Source organism: Cyclobacterium xiamenense, from assembly GCF_042140265.1.
GTDB classification, from domain to species: domain Bacteria; phylum Bacteroidota; class Bacteroidia; order Cytophagales; family Cyclobacteriaceae; genus Cyclobacterium; species Cyclobacterium xiamenense_A.
In genome coordinates this window covers 2924786-2945116 of the sequence record NZ_CP159481.1, presented here as the reverse complement: position 1 = coordinate 2945116, position 20331 = coordinate 2924786, and the positions used below count along the sequence as shown (strand labels likewise).

Annotated in this window: 11 protein-coding genes; 8 read left to right on the top strand and 3 right to left on the bottom strand. The window is 49.8% G+C overall.

All coding sequences use genetic code 11. The features are described 5' to 3' along the window. Positions 1–100: 100 nt before the first annotated feature. The 4 genes from ABWH99_RS12170 to ABWH99_RS12155 all read left to right on the top strand — a co-directional run bounded on the left by ABWH99_RS12170 (position 101) and on the right by ABWH99_RS12155 (position 4847). Complete coding sequence (locus tag ABWH99_RS12170) at positions 101–1072, top strand: phosphotransferase (protein ID WP_375582123.1); 972 nt, start codon at positions 101–103, stop codon at positions 1070–1072. Continuing rightward, complete coding sequence (locus tag ABWH99_RS12165) at positions 1059–2339, top strand: ADP-ribosylglycohydrolase family protein (RefSeq protein WP_375582122.1); 1281 nt, start codon at positions 1059–1061, stop codon at positions 2337–2339. The genes ABWH99_RS12170 and ABWH99_RS12165 overlap by 14 nt, the downstream gene beginning before the upstream one ends. A gap of 398 nt (positions 2340–2737) precedes the next feature. Continuing rightward, the gene (locus ABWH99_RS12160; protein WP_375582121.1) at positions 2738–3814 is read left to right on the top strand and encodes a fatty acid desaturase family protein; all 1077 of its coding nucleotides are present in this window, start codon (positions 2738–2740) and stop codon (positions 3812–3814) included. 151 nt (positions 3815–3965) lie between these two features. Further along, positions 3966–4847, top strand: coding sequence for a bile acid:sodium symporter family protein (locus tag ABWH99_RS12155; RefSeq protein ID WP_375582120.1), 882 nt, complete (start codon positions 3966–3968; stop codon positions 4845–4847). 8 nt (positions 4848–4855) lie between these two features. On the opposite strand, the gene ABWH99_RS12150 is transcribed toward ABWH99_RS12155, so the two are convergent. Together ABWH99_RS12150 and ABWH99_RS12145 are read right to left on the bottom strand one after the other, a co-directional pair. Continuing rightward, a complete protein-coding gene (locus tag ABWH99_RS12150; RefSeq protein WP_375582119.1) occupies positions 4856–6298 on the bottom strand; it encodes a DUF1501 domain-containing protein in 1443 nt (480 codons plus the stop codon). A 6-nt stretch (positions 6299–6304) separates the two neighbouring features. Next, entirely contained in the window at positions 6305–9349 is a 3045-nt protein-coding gene (locus tag ABWH99_RS12145) for a PSD1 and planctomycete cytochrome C domain-containing protein (RefSeq protein ID WP_375582118.1), read from the bottom strand. Between the two features lie 548 nt (positions 9350–9897). Between ABWH99_RS12145 and ABWH99_RS12140 the strand changes: the two genes are divergently transcribed. Genes ABWH99_RS12140 through ABWH99_RS12130 form a run of 3 tightly spaced genes read left to right on the top strand, consistent with a single transcriptional unit; the run spans position 9898 to position 14943 of the window. Beyond that, positions 9898–13062, top strand: a complete 3165-nt coding sequence (locus ABWH99_RS12140) for a SusC/RagA family TonB-linked outer membrane protein (protein ID WP_375582117.1) — start codon at positions 9898–9900, stop codon at positions 13060–13062. Positions 13063–13088: 26 nt separating this feature from the next. Continuing rightward, the gene (locus tag ABWH99_RS12135; protein WP_375582116.1) at positions 13089–13805 is read left to right on the top strand and encodes a RagB/SusD family nutrient uptake outer membrane protein; all 717 of its coding nucleotides are present in this window, start codon (positions 13089–13091) and stop codon (positions 13803–13805) included. After that, the gene (locus tag ABWH99_RS12130; RefSeq protein WP_375586573.1) at positions 13729–14943 is read left to right on the top strand and encodes a RagB/SusD family nutrient uptake outer membrane protein; all 1215 of its coding nucleotides are present in this window, start codon (positions 13729–13731) and stop codon (positions 14941–14943) included. The genes ABWH99_RS12135 and ABWH99_RS12130 overlap by 77 nt, the downstream gene beginning before the upstream one ends. Before the next feature lie 399 nt (positions 14944–15342). Here the strand turns inward: ABWH99_RS12130 and ABWH99_RS12125 are convergent, their stop codons facing one another. Beyond that, positions 15343–16653, bottom strand: coding sequence for a hypothetical protein (locus ABWH99_RS12125; protein WP_375582115.1), 1311 nt, complete (start codon positions 16651–16653; stop codon positions 15343–15345). A 407-nt stretch (positions 16654–17060) separates the two neighbouring features. Here ABWH99_RS12125 and ABWH99_RS12120 point away from each other — a divergent pair, with 407 nt between their 5' ends. After that, positions 17061–20330, top strand: a complete 3270-nt coding sequence (locus tag ABWH99_RS12120; RefSeq protein WP_375582114.1) for a DUF1553 domain-containing protein — start codon at positions 17061–17063, stop codon at positions 20328–20330. Position 20331: the final 1 nt, after the last annotated feature.

Genomic DNA, 20331 nt, shown 5'->3' with positions numbered 1-20331 from the left:
GCTACCCTGGTTTTTTATTTCTTCGGGAATGAGGCTCGAAACCAATTTTGGTGCGTATTTTTGAAACGAGAAGCCAAATCTGAATTACACCCCATCACTGATGCTGCTACATGCACCACTGACCCAAGAACACATCGACTACCTGCGAAAAAAAGGAATCCTGCATCCGGACGAATCGGTGCGCTCCAGCAGAAAAGCCGGGGAAGGAAACATGAATGTCACGCTGGCCGTATCGACCGAAAAACGAACCATTATTTTAAAGCAATCCCGACCTTACGTGGCCAAATACCCGGAGGTACCCGCGCCTTCGGAGCGTACAGGCATTGAATACAGCTTTTACCAATACATGGCAACTCAGCCCGAGGTAGCCCACTACTCCCCACGAGTCTTCGCATTCGATAGGGATTCCTGGCTTCTTGCCTTGGAGTTTGTAGAAAAGGGGGTGGATTACCTGTGCATTTATCACCACCCGGACCAATTTACCGAAGCCCTGGGAGATGACTTGCTGCGGTACCTAAAGGGGCTGCATCAAGTCACGGCGCAGACTTTTCCAGAAAACCGAGCCATGCGTACGTTAAATCATCAGCACATTTTTCTCCTTCCTTTTCAGGAAAACAATGGATTTGATCTGAATGGGATTCAACCCGGGTTGGAGCAACTCTCCCTGAAGATAAAAACCAATGGCGATCTGATCGGGAAAGTAAGGCAATTGGGCAAGCGGTACCTTTCCCCCGGAAGTAAGCTGATTCATGGGGACTTTTACCCGGGCAGTTGGCTTTCCAGTCCGGGTGGCTTAAAAATTATTGATACCGAATTTGCCTTTGTCGGAGATCCCGAGTTTGACCTTGGGGTAATGCTGGCACACCTGTACCTGGCGCGGGTACCGGATGTCCGTATCAAGGACCTTCGGGAGAGGTATCCCCTGAATGAAGCACTTTTGGCAGCTTTTACCGGAACAGAAATTCTCCGCAGACTCTTTGGGCTGGCACAGTTACCCCTTGTTTTATCCCTGGAAGAAAAAGAAAAACTAGCCAATCAAGCCATCCAACTAATTCTCCATGAAGCGTTTTAATCCATTTTTTTACCTTGTTTTAATCCTTTCGATACCGGCCTGCTCTCCAGATCCTGCCGAGCCTACAGCCGATCAAGCCAGCAAATCCCTGCCCCCTCTACCGCTAACTGAAGAGGAATTGGCCGACAAAGTAAAGGGAATGCTGGTGGGTAGCGCCATCGGCGATGCCATGGGTGCCCCAACAGAGATGTGGGACCGGGAGTCTATCCATCGGACCTATGGTTGGGTAGACGATTTGGACTCCATGGTACGAGAAGTCTCCCCGGAAGGCACCTGGAAGGTAAATTTACCCGCCGGAGGTACCACTGACGATACCCGTTGGAAAAAGCTCGTATTCGAGTACATGGAACGCCAACCGAAACTTGAACTAAATGCCAGCGAGTTTTCTCAACACATCATCCGGGAGTATGAAGGATATTTCGCGGATTTTAAAACACTGACGCCGACACAAACCGAAGCCCTCGAATTCGCCAGTCTACGGGTCTTGTGGTTGCAGGAGTGGTACAAGGTATCCCTATCGGTGCAGGAAGAGGACCTGATGGCCTATCAGCAGTCACTTGGTAAGTTTTACGGAGGAGAAATGGTCTGTGCCGGCCTGTTGTACGCACCGGCGATCGGCCTTCGCTATCCCGGGCAGCCCGAAATGGCCTATCAACAGGCGTATCGCCTAAGCCTCTACGACATTGGCTATGGCAAGGATATCAGTGCCTTATCGGCAGCAATGACCGCGGCGGCAATGACTGCAGACGGCGATCCAACAAGACTTTTGGAGGTATTACGGTCCGTGGATCCGCAATCCTTTTTCTCCAGCCGCCTGGTGGGGCGAAGTAGTTACCGAATCCTGGAAGTAGCAAGGGCGATTACGGAAACGGTCCATGCTTCCGCAGCTGACGAAAAGCGCCCGCCCGATACCACATTCGACAAAGAAAAACTCATGAAACACGCCTTTGTGTTGTTGGACGAACACCTGCAGGACATGCCCTTCCACGTGGGGGAAATTCATCTACAGGTACTGACTGCCATGTTGGTTTGTGATTTTGATTTTCTTGACAGTCTGACATTTTTGGTCAACTACGGAAGGGATAACGATACCACGGCAGCCATTTTGGGAGCAGTTTTAGGAGCATTTTATGGCTATGAAAAATTACCGGCTGCAATGAAAGCGCGAGTGATTGCCGTGAATAAAGAATTACTGGACATTGACTTAATCGCTCTGGCCGAAACGCAAAGCGCTCGTATTCAATCCTTCTATGCCCTGAAGGAATAGTATCTCCTTACCGACTCGCAAGGCCTGAAAATCCTTCAAGGGGGACCTAGCGCACGGAGATCTGGTAGCCCGATGTCGGTTTCTGAAATACGACCGGCTTAAAGATGCCAGCCCGCGAAGAAATGACCCTCCTGCCCTTGAAAAACCAACGCTATTCTTCTCAATAGTCAAGATACCGCGGCAAACCCAAACACAACATTCCCTTACAGCCGATTGGACCGTACTGCCTTTGTAACAGAAAGATACCGGAAAAATCGTCGTTGAATCATTTGGAAAAAGGGGTAGACGACCAAAAGATCTTTTTAATTTTATTTTATTTTCTAAATTATTTAGTAATATATTTTGTTATTCCCGTATAAGAACTACCAATCATTCTAAAAAGGACAAAAAACACATGTATGCCTTTAACGCTTAAATTTGTCGATAAAACCAATTCAGCCTTTTTCTCAACTGTAAAGAAACGGGTAGATCACTATTTCCAAACCAATGGGATCTCCAAGCAGGCCAACGGGGCGATGGTACTCAAAACGATCACCTACCTGGTTTCTTTTGTTGGACTGTACCTGCTCATTTTGCTGGAAGTGATGCCCTCCTGGGTATCCTTGTTGCTAGCAATCGCACTGGGAATGAATATGGCGTTCATTGGATTTAATATTTGCCACGATGCCCTGCACGGTTCCTATTCCTCCAAGCCCTGGGTCAATAAATCCCTGGGTTTCCTGTTTAATATCATCGGTGCAAATGTCTACGTATGGAAGATCACCCATAATAAAATTCACCACACCTATACAAACATCGTCGGCCACGACGGTGATCTGGAGGTGGCTCCCGGAATCGTCCGGGTTTCTCCCAATGAAAAGCATCATTTCATTCATCGGTTTCAGCATATTTATGCCTTCTTTCTGTATGCCCTGGCTTCCATTTCATGGTTTTTTCGAAAAGACTACAAAAAATTCTTTCAAAAGCGCATCGGAAAACACGAGAACAAACATCCTCGCATCGAGTATTTCAATTTGTTTTTTTACAAACTACTCTATTATTTCTTGTTCATCATCCTTCCACTATTGGTCATGGATATCGCCTGGTGGCAGTTTTTGATTGGTTTTCTGGCAATGAATTTCGCCGAAGGGCTGGTACTCGGTTTGGTCTTTCAGCTGGCACATTTGGTGGAACAGACCGTGCTTCCCAATCCCCAGCCACACGAAAATATGGAAAATGCATGGGCGGAGCATCAGATGAAAACCACGGCAAATTTTGCCAGCAACAGCGCCATCACCACCTTTCTGTGCGGGGGACTCAACTTACAGGTGGAACACCACCTTTTTCCAAAAATCTGCCACATCCATTACCCACAAATCTCCGGCATCGTTCGGGACGTAGCGCTGGAATTTTCCCTGCCCTATCATGAAAACAAAAGCTTTGCATCGGCCCTTCGATCGCACTACAATTTTCTAAAAAAAGCGGGAAAAAAATAAACGCTTTGATCGAAAGCCAGGTAGTGAACGTCTGCAATTCTCAAAGAACTTCTTCCTCCGGAAGACACATTCATCCGTTATCAGAACAACATTTCTCATTCACCCATAGCCCAATTATCTTCAGACCCGGTATATCATGAAATAAACCCAAATGGAAAGCAATCTGATAACCGCCGTATTTTTGCCATTCGCCCTGGCATTTATCATGCTGGGCATGGGTCTTAGCTTAACAAGCAACGATTTCAAAAACATTTTTACCTATCCCAAGGCAATGGTTGTAGGCTTATTTTGCCAATTGGTACTTTTGCCCCTACTTGGATTTTCTTTGGTATTGAGTTTTGGATTGGAAGGGGCGATGGCAGTAGGGGTCATGATTATCGCTTGCTGCCCGGGTGGCCCTACTTCAAACCTAATCACACACTTGAGTAAAGGCGATACGGCTTTATCCATTAGCCTTACAGCGACGAGCTCGCTACTTACCCTAATTACTATTCCCTTATTTGTGAATCTTTCCATTACCTATTTTGGCGAAGAAGGAAGCGTATCCCTTCCATTTATTTCTACCGTATTTCGCATTACCGGGGTAACTTTGGTTCCGGTCGCCATCGGCATGTGGCTTAAAAACCGCTATCCTATCTTAACCCAGAGGGCAGATCGACCGGTTCGGATTGCTTCCATGGTATTTTTCGTTCTGGTTGTAGGAGGAGCCCTATACAACGAAAAAAACCAGATACAGGAGTTCTTCGCCATGGCCGGGCCGGTTGCCTTGCTATTGAATGTGTTGACTTTTGGATTATCCCTGCTTCTGGCTCGTACATGCATGCTTTCTCCTCGACAACAATTAGCCATTAGCATAGAATCCGGCATACAAAATGGCACTTTGGGTATCGTTATCGCAGCTACCTTGCTGCAGAATCCAACTATGGCAATACCCGTAGTGATTTATAGTTTGATCATGTTTGTGGCCTCTATCCTAATCGTATCCCTTGCAGGAAGAATACGAAAGGAAGGATTGGTACAGGTAAAAGGGTAAAAAAAGATTTAGCCAAGTACGTCTTTCACTACATGGCCATGCACATCGGTCAACCTAAAATCTCGTCCCCCAAAATGATACGTCAATTGTTTATGGTCAACGCCCAACAAATGAAGAATGGTGGCGTGCAGGTCGTGTATGCTGACCGGATTTTCCTCAACCCGGTATCCGTAATCGTCTGTACGGCCGTATATGGTCCCCCCTTTGATGCCTGCTCCAGCCATCCACATGCTAAACGCAGAGGGGTTGTGGTCCCTTCCATCCTTTCCCTGGGCAAAAGGAGTCCGACCGAATTCGCCGGTCCAGACAACTAGCGTTTCTTCCAGAAGTCCCCTGGATTTCAAATCCTTAAGCAGTCCCGCTATAGGCTGGTCCACAGCATGTGCATTGCGCTCGTGGCCGTCTTTCAGCCCACTGTGCTGATCCCAGCGATCAATTCCTTTTTGATAGGGACAGGTCAACTCCACGAATCGAACCCCGCGCTCTACCAGCCTTCTTGCCATCAGGCATTGGGCACCGTAGCTGCGGGTATTGGGATCCTCGTCAAACAAACCGTACAACTTTTGGGTTGCTTTGCTTTCCGCGGCGAATTCGCTGAGTTCCGGCACCGAAGACTGCATCCGATACGCCAACTCGTAATTTTTTATCGCTGCCTCTACCTCCTGCGATTTGTCTTCACTTCCCCGATCCATGGCCTGTATAAAATCCAATTTTTCTCGCTGGAAATCGGCCATGCTACTATCGGGTTGAATATTAGCTACCGGGGTAGCCCCGGTTTTCATGATCGAAGCCTGGTAATCTGCCGGTAGAAACCCATTCTTAAAATTATCCACCCCGCCCGGCGGCACGAGGCCACCATCCAGTACCACGTATCCCGGCAAATTGCTGTTTTCCGAACCCAGCCCATAGTTTATCCAGGCCCCCATACTGGGCCTCCCCTGCAGCCCACTGCCGGTGTGCAAAAAATAATTGGCATTGGTATGTTCCGGAAAATTAGAAACCATGGAACGAATCAACGCGAGGTCGTCCACGCAGCTAGCAATATGAGGGAAAAGTGCACTCACCGCCATGCCAGACTCGCCGTACTGCTTGAATTCCCAGGGACTTTTCAGTAGTTTCCCATTGTTATTAAACTGGGTTGCATCAATTTTAAACGTTGGATCCAACCCATTTTCTTTGGCCAATCTGGGTTTAGGATCGAAAGAATCCACCTGGGAAACGCCGCCGTCCATGTACAAAAAAATTACATTTTTCGCCTTGGGAAGATAGTGAGGAGTGGTGGCCAATTGGCGGAGCAGGCTACGGGAATTGGGATTGTCCGATTTACAAGCGGAACTTACAGAACCCAGCAGTCCCATGAAGGCGAGTGATCCGAATCCACCGCGGCAAATCCGTAGCATTTCCCGGCGGCTGAGCTCCTTGTTCAAAAGAGGACGATGGTGGTGGTGCATGTGTGCTTATAACAGATAAATGAATGCTTTCGTATTAAACAAGGCGTGGCAATACTCCTTCCAAGCCGGAAGTTCCCCGGCTACCGTCGTATCTGTGCCCAGGCTTGCTTTTTCGAGGAAGGCCTTTCCCCGATCGATTTCTGTGGAAGTGGGCGGTCGGGAGAAAGCAAGCAGGTAAGCCTCCTGAATCCGTTCTTCGGTAGATCGATTGGCTCCGCCAAGAAGCCGTTTTGCAAACAGTTCGGCTTGCTGAGCTACAAATGGGTCGTTCATCAGAAAAAGGGACTGTGCCGGTACATTCGTCTCGTCTCGGTTGCCAAAGGTGGTAAAGGGTGTGGGCCGATCAAACGTGGTCATCATCCGGTCGAGAAAATTCCGACGGACCTCCAGGTAAATGGATCGCCTACCGGCACCATCCAGCGGCCCGGACTTGGACGGTCTTCCCCTGCCTTGCATGAATTCGGTCAAATGTACAGGCACCGGCGGACCAAACATGGCTTGGTCCAGGGATCCGGAAACTTGCAGTAAACCGTCTCGGATGGCTTCGGCTTCCAACCGACGTACCGGATAATGAGCCAGGTACTTGTTTTCCGGATCTTTTCCATCGTTGACATCCGCAGTGCCCCGCCGGAAAGCTTCCGTTAGCACCAAGGATTTGATCATCTTTTTCAAGGACCAATCTTCCCTCCGAAAGGCTATGGCCAAATGGTCCATAAGCTCCGGATGGCTGGGAAGCTTTCCCTGTAGCCCAAAATTATCTACCGTTTCGACCAGTCCTTTTCCGAATACATGGTGCCAAAGGCGGTTGACCATTACCCGGGCCGTGAGTGGATTTTCCGGATGCAAGATCGCTTCCACAACCTCACGTCGTCCACTGCCACTGCTGTTTATCGGCCGCTGCCAATCCAAAATAGCCGATAGAAACGTTCTTGGAACGGGTGTAAGCTCCGGTTCCAAATGGTTGCCCCGGATAAATACCGGACTTTCCCTTGCAAAGCCTTCTGCCACTCCCTGTATGAACAGACTGTCTTTGACTTGAGCCAACAAAAGATCCATTGTCAATTGGGTTGTTACTCCCTCGGGAAACCGGCGTTTGAGTTTCCCCGACTCCAACTGTCGGTTGAGGAGATGCACCTCCGAAGGCGAACTTTTCCCCTCCTTCCAGCTTCCCACCGCGGCCGGCAACAGGTGCACCGGAGAATAGCTTTCCGGTTGAAACCATTCTTCCTCGAAGGCGGTGGCATAGGCTACTTCAATGTAGGCCTCCGGTTCCTGATGGTACGTATGTCGAATGTAGGATCCAGGCAGCAATTCTACATAAGCGTCGTGTCCCTGCCAATCGCTCAGATCAAACACGTAATTATGCCATTCTTCATCGTTGACCTTTTGATCCAATCCCCCGTAAATTGGGTAGCTGATCAACTGAAAATTGTCCATGATGATCCGAATGCTGGCTCCCTTTCCCCGCGCTCTTACCCCCAAATAAGGGCGATCGATGGAGAAATCCGGGGAGCGAAGTGCGCCAAAAATACCCGTTCCCAATTTTCTGGACGAGGCGAATCCATCTTTCAAAGCCAGAAGTTCACCCGTTGTACGATCCAGCTGCGGATCTCCCAGCGTGGTCCCTTCTCCAAATGCCCAGCCATCGGCCTTCCAGCCATCAAAATCAGAACCGCTAAAATCACCGATAACCTCGCCCGCATAGCCAACTGCTTTTGCGGAGCCGGCGACTGTTTCTTTTTGACCAACCAGCAAAGCGGGTACCGTATCCCGTGAAGAATCTCCCCAGGCATCGGCTATCCTCTCCCGAAGCTCCCTTTTGAGCCGCTGCACCTCCTGTAGGCTGGTGGTTTTCTTTTCGAGATTTCCGACAGGAATCGGGCTGAACCGGGTACTACCCAATACTCCGTAGAGCCCGTAATAATCGGTAGCCGGGATGGGATCGAATTTATGATCGTGGCATTTCGCACAGCCTACGGTTAGCCCTTGGAAACTCTTTCCGATCACATCCGCCATGTTGTCTATCCGATCCGCCTCGTCTTTTTTTGTGTCAACCGGACTGTGTGTACCTTCGGTCATGGTCAGAAAAAGCGTGCCAAGCACGGATTCGTTGTCGCCTGTTTCCGGGTGCAGGCGCGGCTCCCGTACCAGATCTCCCGCAAGCTGCTCCCGTATCAGTTGCGCATAGGATACGTCCGAATTGATCGCTCGAATCAGGTAATCACGAAATCTCCAGGCCCCCTGAATTTCGTAGTCAAACTCGTGCCCCCGGGTTTCGGCATAGCGTACCACGTCCATCCAGTGACTCGCCCATTTTTCACCAAAGGCGGGACTGCTGAGAAACTCGTCCACCAATAGCCCGTAGGCCTCAGGCCGCTCATCCCCGACAAAACGCTGTACCCGCTCCGGCGCAGGTGGAAGACCGGTCAGGACATAGGAAAGACGTCGAATCAATTGGTATTTTCCGGCGAGATCGCTCGCTTTCAGCCCTTTGCTCTCCATTTCTTGCCCCAGGTGTCGGTCAATTTGGTTGGATAGCGTCTCCCCGGGGACCGTGAGGGTGGAAACGACCGGCGGAATGAACGACCAGTGGGGCTGGTATACGGCTCCCTGATTGATCCATTTTTTTAGCAGCTCCACCTCTACCGCGGTTAGTTCCAGTTTTGAGGCAGGAGGGGGCATTTTTAATTCCGGATCGGTTTCTGTGATCCGATGAATGAGTCCACTTTTTGCGGCAGATCCCGGAACAACCGCACTGCCGCCACTTTCCAAAAGTCGGGTGGCTCCTTCCGCCAGGTCCAGGCGTAACCCTGCTTCCCTACTACCGGGGTCCGGACCATGGCAGAGGTAACATTTTTGCACGAGTATGGGCTTGATGTGATAGTTAAAATCTACCTGTTCGGGTATATTTTCAGGTACGGAAGATTGGCAGGAGAGCAACAGTTGCCCTGAAAAAACGACGAAAATACCGATCAAAGATACCGATACACTTTTTTCTAACCTGCTACAGAATTTCATACCGTTCACCGGGATTTCGTTTTTATTCTTCATAAATCTACTCAAAAATTCAATAATTTCAATGCATGCTACGGTTTTTCAACTACTACGCACTTCCCGATGCAATCCAGATCGGGTAGATGATATCGGAAACATCACCGGACCGAAACTTATTTTAAGATAAAATATTATTATATAATTTATATAAATGGATTTTTATATATATATACTTTTTTTAAATAAAAAACACATTACACATATCGAATTTTTCTTGTTTTAATTATAACTAAAATATATTTTAAAAAGATTTAACCCACAATACCCATACCTTATTCCGAATCCCCTACGCAATCATGGGACAACAATTTAAAAACGAATTATTTCTTGGCTATTTTTAGAAATTATATTTTGATTTTTCATCATTGTATTCCTATAAAAAATTCGTTTTTTTATTTAACAAATTGTTTCTACGTATGAAACCGATTGCATGTTATATTTTATTTACTTATGTTCGAAATGTTTTGGTGTTTCGGAAGCGCCGCAACACCAGGCATATTTCGGCAAAGTGCCACCTATCCATCAACAAATTAAAACCCAAAAAAATGGAAAAAATCTTACAACCCTTTAAATTTCAACGTGTAAGGCGAATCGGCCTTGTGCTTTGGATGAGTGTGTGGTTGGTTTCGACAGGTTTTGTCAGGCCCGTGGCAGCAAACCCGGCCCTGCCCACTCCTGGCAACCCGCCAAGTCTGCTGACTACGGCAGAAGTAGACATCACGGTGTCCGGTACCGTGACTGACGAGTCCGGAGAAGGTATCCCCGGTGTAACGGTTTTCATCGCGGGCACCGGCACTGGTACCGTCACCGATATTGACGGGGCGTATTCGTTAACCGTTCCCGAAGGTTCGGAACTCACGTATTCCTACGTGGGCTTTGTCTCCCAGACCATCACGGTCGGTAATCAGTCAGAAATCAACGTCACCTTGCTGATGGATACCGCTTCTTTGGAAGAGGTGGTAGTGATTGGCTACGGTACCGCGAGAAAACGGGATTTGACCGGTGCCGTTTCCTCGGTGACGGCCACTCGTCTGGAAAATGAAAATCCAAATTCGGTGCAGGACGTCCTTCGGGGAAACATCGCTGGATTGAATGTGGGACTAAACACCTCCGCAAAAGGGGGCGGTAGCCTGGAAGTACGGGGGAGAACCTCCCTGAATGCCGGATCCAGCCCGTTGATCGTTCTGGATGGAGCGATTTATTACGGCCAATTGTCGGACATCAACCCCAACGATATCGAGAGTATCGATGTCCTGAAAGATGCCAGTTCCGCTGCCGTATTCGGTGCGAAGGCTGCCAATGGTGTAGTGTTAGTCAATACCAAAAAAGGCGCACTTGGCAAACCTCAGGTGAAAATAAACACCAACTGGGGCGTGGCCACCATGGCAAAAAACGAGCCGGTCTACGGCCCGCAAGGCTTTTTGTCGTGGAGAGAAGACGTAATGGAAAGCATCAACGCCGGTGGGTTTGAACCCTATCGGTTTTCCAACCCAAACACCCTTCCACCGGAAATTCCGCTGGAGACCTGGCTGAATTACGATGGTTCGGACGGAGATCCTGAAACCGTTTGGTTGCAGCGCCTGAACATGCAACCGCTGGAAATTGCCAATTACAAGGCCGGCGAAAGTGTCAACTGGTACAACATGATGTTCCAGAACGGTTTGCGGCAGGATCATACGGTCAGTCTTTCAGGCCGAAGCGATGACTTCCAGTACTACTGGTCCATGGGATACCTGGACAACGAAGGATTGATCGTGGGCGACAAATTTACCACTGTCAGAAGCCGCTTTAACATCGAGGGAAATGTCAACGATTGGCTCACAGTGGGGATGAATACCCAGTTCGCCGATAGGGACGAAAGCCAAATACCCGTCAACTGGGGCGACATGGTTAATTTATCGCCCTGGGGCGAGCCTTTTCTGGAAGATGGCGTGAGCTTGCGATTCCGACCCAATGAGGAAGTCAGCGGGGGCCGGCATCCGTACTACACCCCTAGTTTTACCGATCGCCTGCAAAAGGAAACGACCATCAACTCCACCTTATTTGCTGCCATCGAGCTTCCCTTTGGCTTGAAGTTCCGGACCAACTTTACACCCCGTTATGAGTTTTACGAGCGGTACAACCACGAAAGTGCAGGCCACCAGGACTTCGAAAACATGGGAGGAAGGGCTAGCCGTCAGCAACGAAAAGTGTACTACTGGCAGGTGGACAATATCCTGAGCTGGAATAAGAATTTCAACAACATCCATAATTTTGACGTGACCCTGCTGGCAAACGCCGAAAAATTCCAAAGCTGGGACAATACCATGCAAAACGTGGGATTTGAACCCCACGATCGATTGGGCTACCACAACATTGGAGCGGGTATTAATCCCATCATGTCCAGTAACGACCAATACCACACGGCCGACGCACTGATGGGTCGGGTAATTTACTCCCTATCCGACAAATACATCACGACCCTTTCCGTGAGAAGAGATGGCTATTCCGCCTTCGGTCAAAGCAATCCACGGGCGACCTTTACTTCTGCGGCCTTCGGTTGGCTATTTACCGACGAGGACTTTGTCAACATACCCTGGTTGGATTATGGAAAATTGCGTGCCTCCTGGGGTGTGAACGGAAACCGGGATATCGGTCGGTATGCCGCTTTGTCGGACCTCCAAACCGGAAAATATTTTTACCAGCGGCCCAGCGGGGAATTGTATTTTGTCAGTCAGCTGTATGTAAATACCATGCAAAACTCCAATCTGCGCTGGGAGAAAACCACATCTACCAACCTGGGTTTGGACTTCTCCCTGTTTAACAGCATCCTGGACGGTACGATTGAGGTTTACGACATGTCGACCACGGATCTCCTGGTAGAGCGAAGCCTTCCGGACATACTCGGATTTGATTTTGTGTTTGCCAATTTGGGTGAAGTACGAAACCGAGGCGTCGAAGTGAGCCTGAATAGCCAATTGGTCAACCGCAACAACCTGTCCTGGCGCGCCAATCTTAATTTTCAGATGAACCGTAACCGCATTGTCAGCCTCTATGGGGACCTGGACGAAAACGGTGAAGAACTTGACGATATCGGAAATCGCTGGTTCATTGATCACGCCATCGATGAAATCTGGGATTACCGTACCGATGGGATTTGGCAAACGCCAGAGGCAGATGAAGCGGCTAATTATGGGGTAAAGCCCGGGGATTTTAAAATCGAAGACGTCAATAACGACGGACTGTATACCAATGCGGACCGCCAATTCCTGGGCTTCTCGGAGCCACGGTCCCGCTGGAGTTTGCGAAACGAATTCAAAATCTGGAAGAATTTTGACGTTTCGTTCATGATGTATGCGTATCTGGGACACCTGGGTACCTTTAATCAGCGAAAAAACAGACAAGGATTTCTGGATCGATCCAATTCCTATATTCTGCCCTATTGGACCGAAGAAAACCCAAGTAACGAATGGGCCCGACTGTATTCCAGTGAAGGAGGAGCCGGAGGCTTTAACGTGTACCAAAGCCGTTCTTTTGTACGGCTCGAAAATATTTCCATGGCCTATACCGTTCCCCGAACCATTTTGGAGCGAGCAAAGATCCAGAATTTGCGGCTGTACATGAACGTTCGGAACGTAGGTTTTTATGCACCGGAAATGAACTTCTGGGATCCCGAATCCGGAGGACCAACCCCACGAATCTTTACCCTGGGACTTGATTTGACGCTTTAATGGATCACAAGAAAAACGAACAACTCATGAAAAATATACTAAAAAAATCATCGGTTTACCTGGGCCTGATGGCGACGGGTCTGATGCTTAGCACCACCGGCTGCGACGAAGCATGGCTGGAACCCAAACCCCTTTCGTTTTACGCACCTGAAAACACCTTCAATTCTGCCAGTGGACTTTGGAGCGCATTGGTGGCCTGCGAGCGAAACATGCGCCACGAATACACCGGAGATGGGCCTCCTATCCTCACCGAGCACATCTTTACGGAAGTAGCGGTGGAAGGCACCACCGATAAGTCCGGTCCGGCGCAGGACATGAACCTACTCATCACTCCGGACGCCAACTTGAACAGTGCCAATTTTAACCGAATCGGCTGGTACTGGATGGAAGGATTTAATGGGATCAAGTATGCCAATACCGTGATTTCCCGAATCGATGATCCTACCGATTACGAATCGGAGGAAGAACGCAACCACATTTTGGGAACGGCTTACTTTCACCGAGCCCTGCGGTATTACCGATTGACAAACCAATTTGGGGATGTTCCATTGATTCTGGAAGAAATGCTTGAGCCCCGTCTGGACTTCTATTCGACCGACCGGGAGGTGATCCTTCGAAAAATTGAAGGAAGATCTGGAATGGGCCGAACCATGGGTCCCTTCCGTAATGGATCGCGGTCAGGTACCAAAAGGAGCCATTCAGCACCTGCTTACCAAAGTCAACCTGGCCCTGGGAGAATTTGATGATGCCATCGCTTCAGCATCCCGCTTGATCGACGGCGGCACGCATGCACTGATGACCGATCGGTTTGGCTCCACCGGAAACGACCCGGAACGTAACGTAATCTGGGACCTGCACCGTCCGGAAAATAAATCCCTCAATGCCAACACCGAAGCCATCCTGATGGTGATGGATCGTTTGGATACCGACGGAAATTCCGGAGGCATGTCTTCCATGCGTCAGGCGGTTCCTTTTTGGATCACCAATATCAATACCCCCAATGGAAACCGGGGCACCATTGATCAGCCAGGCATTGAGATCGACCATGTAACGAAATATGGCCGGGGTATTGGGCGTCTCCGAGGTACCTGGTACCACCAAAGCATGATTTGGGACGACGAAAACGACCTGCGTCACGCTCCGGGAAACTGGATGGACATGAGCGACCTCGTTTACAACAACCCCGCCATCAAAGGAAACGACGAGTATTACGGACAGCCCTTGCAGTTTCGCAACGATGAGGGTACCGTATTGGTGGTGGATACCATCCGTAGCTGGTTTTCCTGGCCTCATTACAAGGTATTTATACCCGACCCTCAAAACATTCGACCCAGCGGGGGGCACAGCGACTGGTACATTTTCCGATTGGCAGAAACCTACCTGCTTCGTGCCGAAGCGCACGTCTGGAAAGGAGATCTGGCCAGTGCCGCCGCGGATTTAAACGCCGTACGCACCCGGGCAGGCGCTGCTCCCTACGCACCCGAGCAAATGAACATCGGTACGATTCTGGACGAACGTGCTCGGGAACTGTACTACGAAGAGCCCAGAAAAACAGAGTTGACCCGAATGGCTTATTTGTTCGCCATGACCGGGAAACAAGCCTACAATGGGAAGACCTATTCCATGGGAAGTTTCTCCGATGATAACTTTCTGTACGATCGGATCATGGAATTCACCGACTTCTACAACAAAGGAGTCTTTACCAGGCATGGCGACACGTATACCTACAGCCCTTACCATGTTTTGTGGCCCATCCCTGCGGATGCCATCAACACCAACACCCAAGGTGTGATCAATCAAAACAAAGGGTATGCCGGTTTCGAAAATAACGTACCCCCGCTGACCACAGTGGATGGAAATCATCCCAATAGCGAGGGCTAATCGTTCAGCCCCAGCGTACAATTAAGAAAAAGCCCGGAATTTTCTTCCGGGCTTTTTTATGGGATACCTACCTATTGGTGAATACCCTTCTGATTTTAACCCGAACTAGGCATTCGCCTTTCTACGCCACAGCGTACAGGTAGGACGAACTGAAACTACTTCTGAATCAGTCGCTACGCCGTCGTTTTCGATTTCACCATCGCAATGCGATGCATCAATCTCCAAGCAGCCCGATTTCTTGCCGTTTCAATTCTCATAACGATTCCCAATGCATCATCCGGGTTCAATGGCCAATGCAAAGCCACGAAAGAGCCCATCACGATGGTAAACGGTATCGGTTCACCCTTCTCACCACGGAGATCGACACCGGCAAAAAGCGCTAAACCAAAACCCAAGCGGTTAGCGTTCGTTTGAGATCACTTCGAGTAAGAATAACTGGCGTGTTCCGTTTGCGGCCATGCCGGGTAGCAATAGAGCGTCACTGCTGCGGTTCCACCGAGGTGCGGGATCGATGCGAATATCACCGCTGTAGGCCCCCTTACTGATTCCTCCGGACCTGGCCCAGGCTCCGTCACTGAGCCGAACTACCGAATACCTGTTCAAGGTATCCTTCGAATATCCGTTTGCGAACCAGTTTCCGTCAGCGGACAGGGAGATATCCCCTTCCGGGTCGGGAAACAATTCGGAATCCCCCAGGTACCCCACTATTTCCATTTTTTCGACATCGTATAAAACCTGTCGTTCGGTTCCGGTATCGTCGGGGGCACTACCTATCAGGATGTTTCCAGCCCCCCATTCTGGATGCCCCCCAACAAAAATGGAGTGGCGCGTGAGCCCACTGCCATCGGCATTGACCGTAAAAGGAACGTTGACACGCGTACCCTCCCCCCGATTACCGCTCCAGCCAGCCCGCGCAAAAAAATATATTTTGTTCGAATCCCGATTCCAAAGGGTATGATTGATAAATAAACCGGTGTGCTGCAAGTCGGGCTGAGATTCCTTGATTTTTTGTTCCAGTTGAAAAAAAGATACCAACAGCCGTTTTTCGCCAGTTTCAGCATTTACGATAAAGATTCCGTCATTTTTCGGTGCCGGTTCCTCCTTTGACCAATCCAAGGCGCCGGAGTAACCGGTTACCCGACGCAGTCGGGACATCCTGCCGTAATTAAGCCCCAACCAAAATGATCCATCGGGCGCTACGCCACCATTTCCGATTGGCGTGTCTTCGTACCGAAACTCTCGCAGGCGTTTCCTCTCCTCCAGATCGTACAGGACGGTGAAAACCTTTCCGGTAGTGGTATCCTTGTCGTTAAAATAAAACTGACTTTCGGGCTGTTTCGGGTTCCAATAAAACATGGTCCCCTGCTGGGGATTCCAGCCGTAAGTTTTGTCCAGGTAGATCATTTGGTCTCCGGCCCGCCTGTCCAACACAAAAATAGTCGCTGCCTCGTCTGCCTGAGGCATTCGGTGAATGGAATCGATTTCCATCCCCAGAATGTATTGTTCCGACGCATTCCAGGGCGAAGTCAGGCATTGTCCGATGTAGCCAAAAAAATGGTGCTGCGAGCCGGAGGTAAGCTGGTGTACCTCCAGGGAAAAAGGTGGGGTCTCGTCCGCCTGCTCACAGGAAAAAAGCGCCAAGGGAAGCAGTAAAGCGACAAAATGAACGATTAGCCGCTGGTCAAATGTAATTCTCAGAAAGGATATCATGATTTTACCGTTTGCTTCCAATATCGGACTTTTTTTGGAAATATGTAGCCAAATGGTCAGGAGGTCTTACAATACGCAGGAATGGGACAGTCCCCCTGGCCTGAAAAAGCATACCTCGCCTTGCCAATTGACACCATTTCTCAGGCAGCGTTGCTTTTCACCTCAATCCGCGAACGAAGAAGAAAGCCAGTTATCCAGCCGCCCCGATTTGATTTTGACGAATGAACAAAGGATTCGATCTAGAGCGCTGATTGTAGCCAAACCCCATCCGTCAAAAACAATGCCCCTTACGTTGATGTACGGGGGTGCGCACTTAATCATATTTTTTGTATATTAGTTCATCCTATGATAAATAAGCGCCCAACGGTTCGCAGTAGGATCAGAAGTAGCAAAGATCGTATTTAGCAATGACCCATTTTAGAACGTTAATTGTCCTCGTTGGTCTGGCGAACTTTTCCGCAGGCTGCAGTATTGACACCCCTCAGGACGTCGAAAAAGCGGCGCTTGGCCTACCCGAAACCGTAGACTACAACTTACACATCAAACCTATACTTTCCGACAGGTGTTTTGCCTGCCACGGACCGGATAAAAACAATCAGGAAGCCGGCTTATTTCTGCACGCTGCCGAAGGAGCCTTTGCCTCATTGGAAAGTGGAAATACGGCCATTGTCCCGGGGAATCTGCGCCGCAGCGAACTGATTCGCCGCATTTTATCCGAGGATCCCGAGACGATGATGCCACCTGCAGAATCGAACCTACACCTTTCGGCGGAGGAAAAGGCGCTACTGATCAAATGGGTAGAGCAAGGAGCGGAATACAAAAAACATTGGTCCTTCATCAAGCCCGAAAAAACTGCCCTTCCGGAAATCAAAAATGAGTCCTGGGCGGCCAACGCCATCGACCATTTTATTGCAGCCAGGCTGGATAAACTAGCGATCAAGCCTTCTCCGGAAGCACGAAAAGAGACCCTGGTCCGAAGGGTGTTTTTTGACCTGACCGGGCTGCCCCCTACCGTGGGGCAGTTGGAAACCATCATGGCCGATAGCAGCAGCAATTATTACGAAAAATTGGTCGATGACCTGCTGGACTCACCCGGCTACGGCGAGCGCATGGCAGCACATTGGCTGGATGTTGCGCGGTTTGCCGATACGGAAGGGTACCTGGATGATTTCCATCATGAAATGTGGCCCTACCGAGACTGGGTTATCAATGCCTTTAACGACAATATGCCCTACGATGAGTTTGTGGTAGCTCAGGTTGGCGGTGACCAAATCCCCAACGGGACGGAAAAACAACGGTTGGCAACTGCCTTCAACCGCTTGCATAAGCAGAATTCTGAGGGAGGCGTCATCCCGGAGGAGTTTCGGGTCGAATACGTTGCAGACCGAACAAATACGGTAGGCACGGCCTTCATGGGACTCACGGTATCCTGTGCCCGTTGCCATGACCACAAATACGATCCCCTTTCACAAAAAGAATACTTCCAATTGTATGCGTTTTTCAATAGTACCATTGAGCGGGGAGATGCGATATTTTCCGGAAATTCGATAGAAAATGGTAACCGTATTCCAAACAAGTACTCGATGAATTCCGGTCCGGTCATGCCGCTTCCATCGAAAGAAGTCGCTGAAATCCGGGCCTATTTGCTGGAGGAAATCGATGCCAAAGCTTCCGAAATCGAATCACAGAGGCTGGTAAATCAGGCGGAGGCGCTCGCTTGGGCTGCATCCGGACCGAGCCCTGCTACCCTTAAAAATGTGGTGAAGGAAGCCACTATGGTAGACTTGCGATTCGATAGTGTGGCCGATGAAACTGTAAAAGACCACGCCAAGGGTTCCAAACCTGCCCGAATTTTCGGACATCGTTTGGTTGAAGGGAAAAAAGGAAAAGCGATCGAGTACAACGAGGGGAAAGTCATTGCCGACGGCAGTCGGGTCAGCTTTGAGCGCATGGAACCGTTTACCCTGAGTTTTTGGATCAAAACACCGGAGGAATTCGATGAAGCCCGAGTGCTTTGCAACGGAAACGGCAGGATTCAGGGCTACAGAGGCTGGGATGTTTGGATGGACAGTACCCGGCTTTCCTTTCGACTGAACCATGCACATCCGTTCCAATCCCTGGACGTTCGGCTGAAGGAAAAATTACCCCTCAACGAATGGCAGCACTTTGTATGGAGCTATGACGGGTCGGGTTCGGCCAAGGGCATGACCGTTTGGCAAAATGGGAAAAAGGCGGATCTCAGTATACAAAGAGATCTTATCTACCGCTCTGCCGTACCCTACAAAGACCCAAAAGGCTTTGTATACCTGAAATACGAAGGTTTCGTAATGGGTGCCAGCCACTACGATGCGGATTTCGACGGGGGCGTGATCGATGAGGTACGGGTGCTTGACAAGGAAGCCGGCGACCTGCTGGCTACGTTCCTTTACGACGAAGACATGGGAAATAAACGCTTCCGCGAAGCAGTCGCTTCTCAATCCGGGGAAGCCTTGGAATTTTATGCCCTGCATGTGGACCAGGAGTTGGAACGGCAGCGTGAAGCACTACGTGAACTCCAATTGAGAGAAGTGATGGCCATCGATACGGTCCAGGAGATCATGGTAATGGGCGATTATGAAAACGAACGGCCGACCTATCTTTTGGAACGAGGGGCTTACGATTCCCCGGGAGAGCGGGTAGAAAAAGGTGTTCCCTCAGCTATCCTTCCCTGGCCAGAAGGACTTCCCAGGAACCGATACGGACTGGGCAAATGGCTGACCCACGAAGACAATCCACTCACATCCCGAGTGGCTGTGAACCAGCTGTGGTATCTGATGTTTGGCCGCGGACTGGTACGGACCAACGAGGATTTTGGTAACCAGGGTGCATTGCCCAGTCATCCCGAACTGTTGGACTGGTTGGCCGTTGACTTTCAGGAGAGTGGCTGGGACGTTAAGCGTTTGATCAAAATGATGGTGACGTCTTCTACCTACAAACAATCCTCTGTCATTCGGGAAGACCTTCGGGAAATTGACCCGGACAACATGCTTCTGGCAAGAAGCCCCCGGTACCGGCGGTCGGCCGAGATGGTTCGAGACAACGTCCTTGCGGTGAGTGGGCTGTTGCAGTCCACCGTGGGAGGGGAGTCAGCATTCCCCTATCAACCCGAAGGATTATGGAGAGAAACGATTACCCATGCTTTTTTTCCGGATTACAAGATCGACTATAAAGACGGGCTTTACCGAAGAAGCCTTTACACCTTTTGGAAGCGAAACGCTCCCGCTCCGGGAATGCTCGTTTTTGATGCCTCCAATCGGTCAGAATGCCAGGTGCAACGGCAGCGAAGCAATACCCCCTTACAGGCCTTGGTGTTATTGAATAGCCCGCAAGTACTCGAAGCTTGCCGGGTTCTTTCCGAAAACGTTCTGCTTGATTCAGGTATGGACATCTCCAAATCCATCGAAACGCTCTTCGTGGCGCTGGTGGGCAGAAAACCAACGAGCCGGGAGCATGCGATCCTGGAGCGGCAATTCACGGAAGAAGCCGCGTACTTTTCCCAGGAGCCTTTGGCGGCCCGGGAGTTTTTGAGCATTGGCTACCAGGCACCCTCTCCGGAAATCCCTTACAGCAATACCGCCGCACTGGCACGGGTAGCCAACACGATCCTGAATTCCACAGAGGCCTATTACAAAAACTAAG

Excerpts from the sequence above, each read along its gene's own strand:
- ABWH99_RS12150 (WP_375582119.1), bottom strand. The coding sequence starts at position 6,298 with ATGCACCACCACCATCGTCCTCTTTTGAACAAGGAGCTCAGCCGCCGG.
- ABWH99_RS12135 (WP_375582116.1), top strand. The coding sequence starts at position 13,089 with ATGAAAAATATACTAAAAAAATCATCGGTTTACCTGGGCCTGATGGCG.
- ABWH99_RS12120 (WP_375582114.1), top strand. The coding sequence starts at position 17,061 with ATGACCCATTTTAGAACGTTAATTGTCCTCGTTGGTCTGGCGAACTTT.
- ABWH99_RS12140 (WP_375582117.1), top strand. The coding sequence starts at position 9,898 with ATGGAAAAAATCTTACAACCCTTTAAATTTCAACGTGTAAGGCGAATC.
- ABWH99_RS12130 (WP_375586573.1), top strand. The coding sequence starts at position 13,729 with ATGGATCGCGGTCAGGTACCAAAAGGAGCCATTCAGCACCTGCTTACC.
- ABWH99_RS12155 (WP_375582120.1), top strand. The coding sequence starts at position 3,966 with ATGGAAAGCAATCTGATAACCGCCGTATTTTTGCCATTCGCCCTGGCA.
- ABWH99_RS12170 (WP_375582123.1), top strand. The coding sequence starts at position 101 with ATGCTGCTACATGCACCACTGACCCAAGAACACATCGACTACCTGCGA.
- ABWH99_RS12165 (WP_375582122.1), top strand. The coding sequence starts at position 1,059 with ATGAAGCGTTTTAATCCATTTTTTTACCTTGTTTTAATCCTTTCGATA.
- ABWH99_RS12160 (WP_375582121.1), top strand. The coding sequence starts at position 2,738 with ATGCCTTTAACGCTTAAATTTGTCGATAAAACCAATTCAGCCTTTTTC.
- ABWH99_RS12125 (WP_375582115.1), bottom strand. The coding sequence starts at position 16,653 with ATGATATCCTTTCTGAGAATTACATTTGACCAGCGGCTAATCGTTCAT.
- ABWH99_RS12145 (WP_375582118.1), bottom strand. The coding sequence starts at position 9,349 with ATGAAGAATAAAAACGAAATCCCGGTGAACGGTATGAAATTCTGTAGC.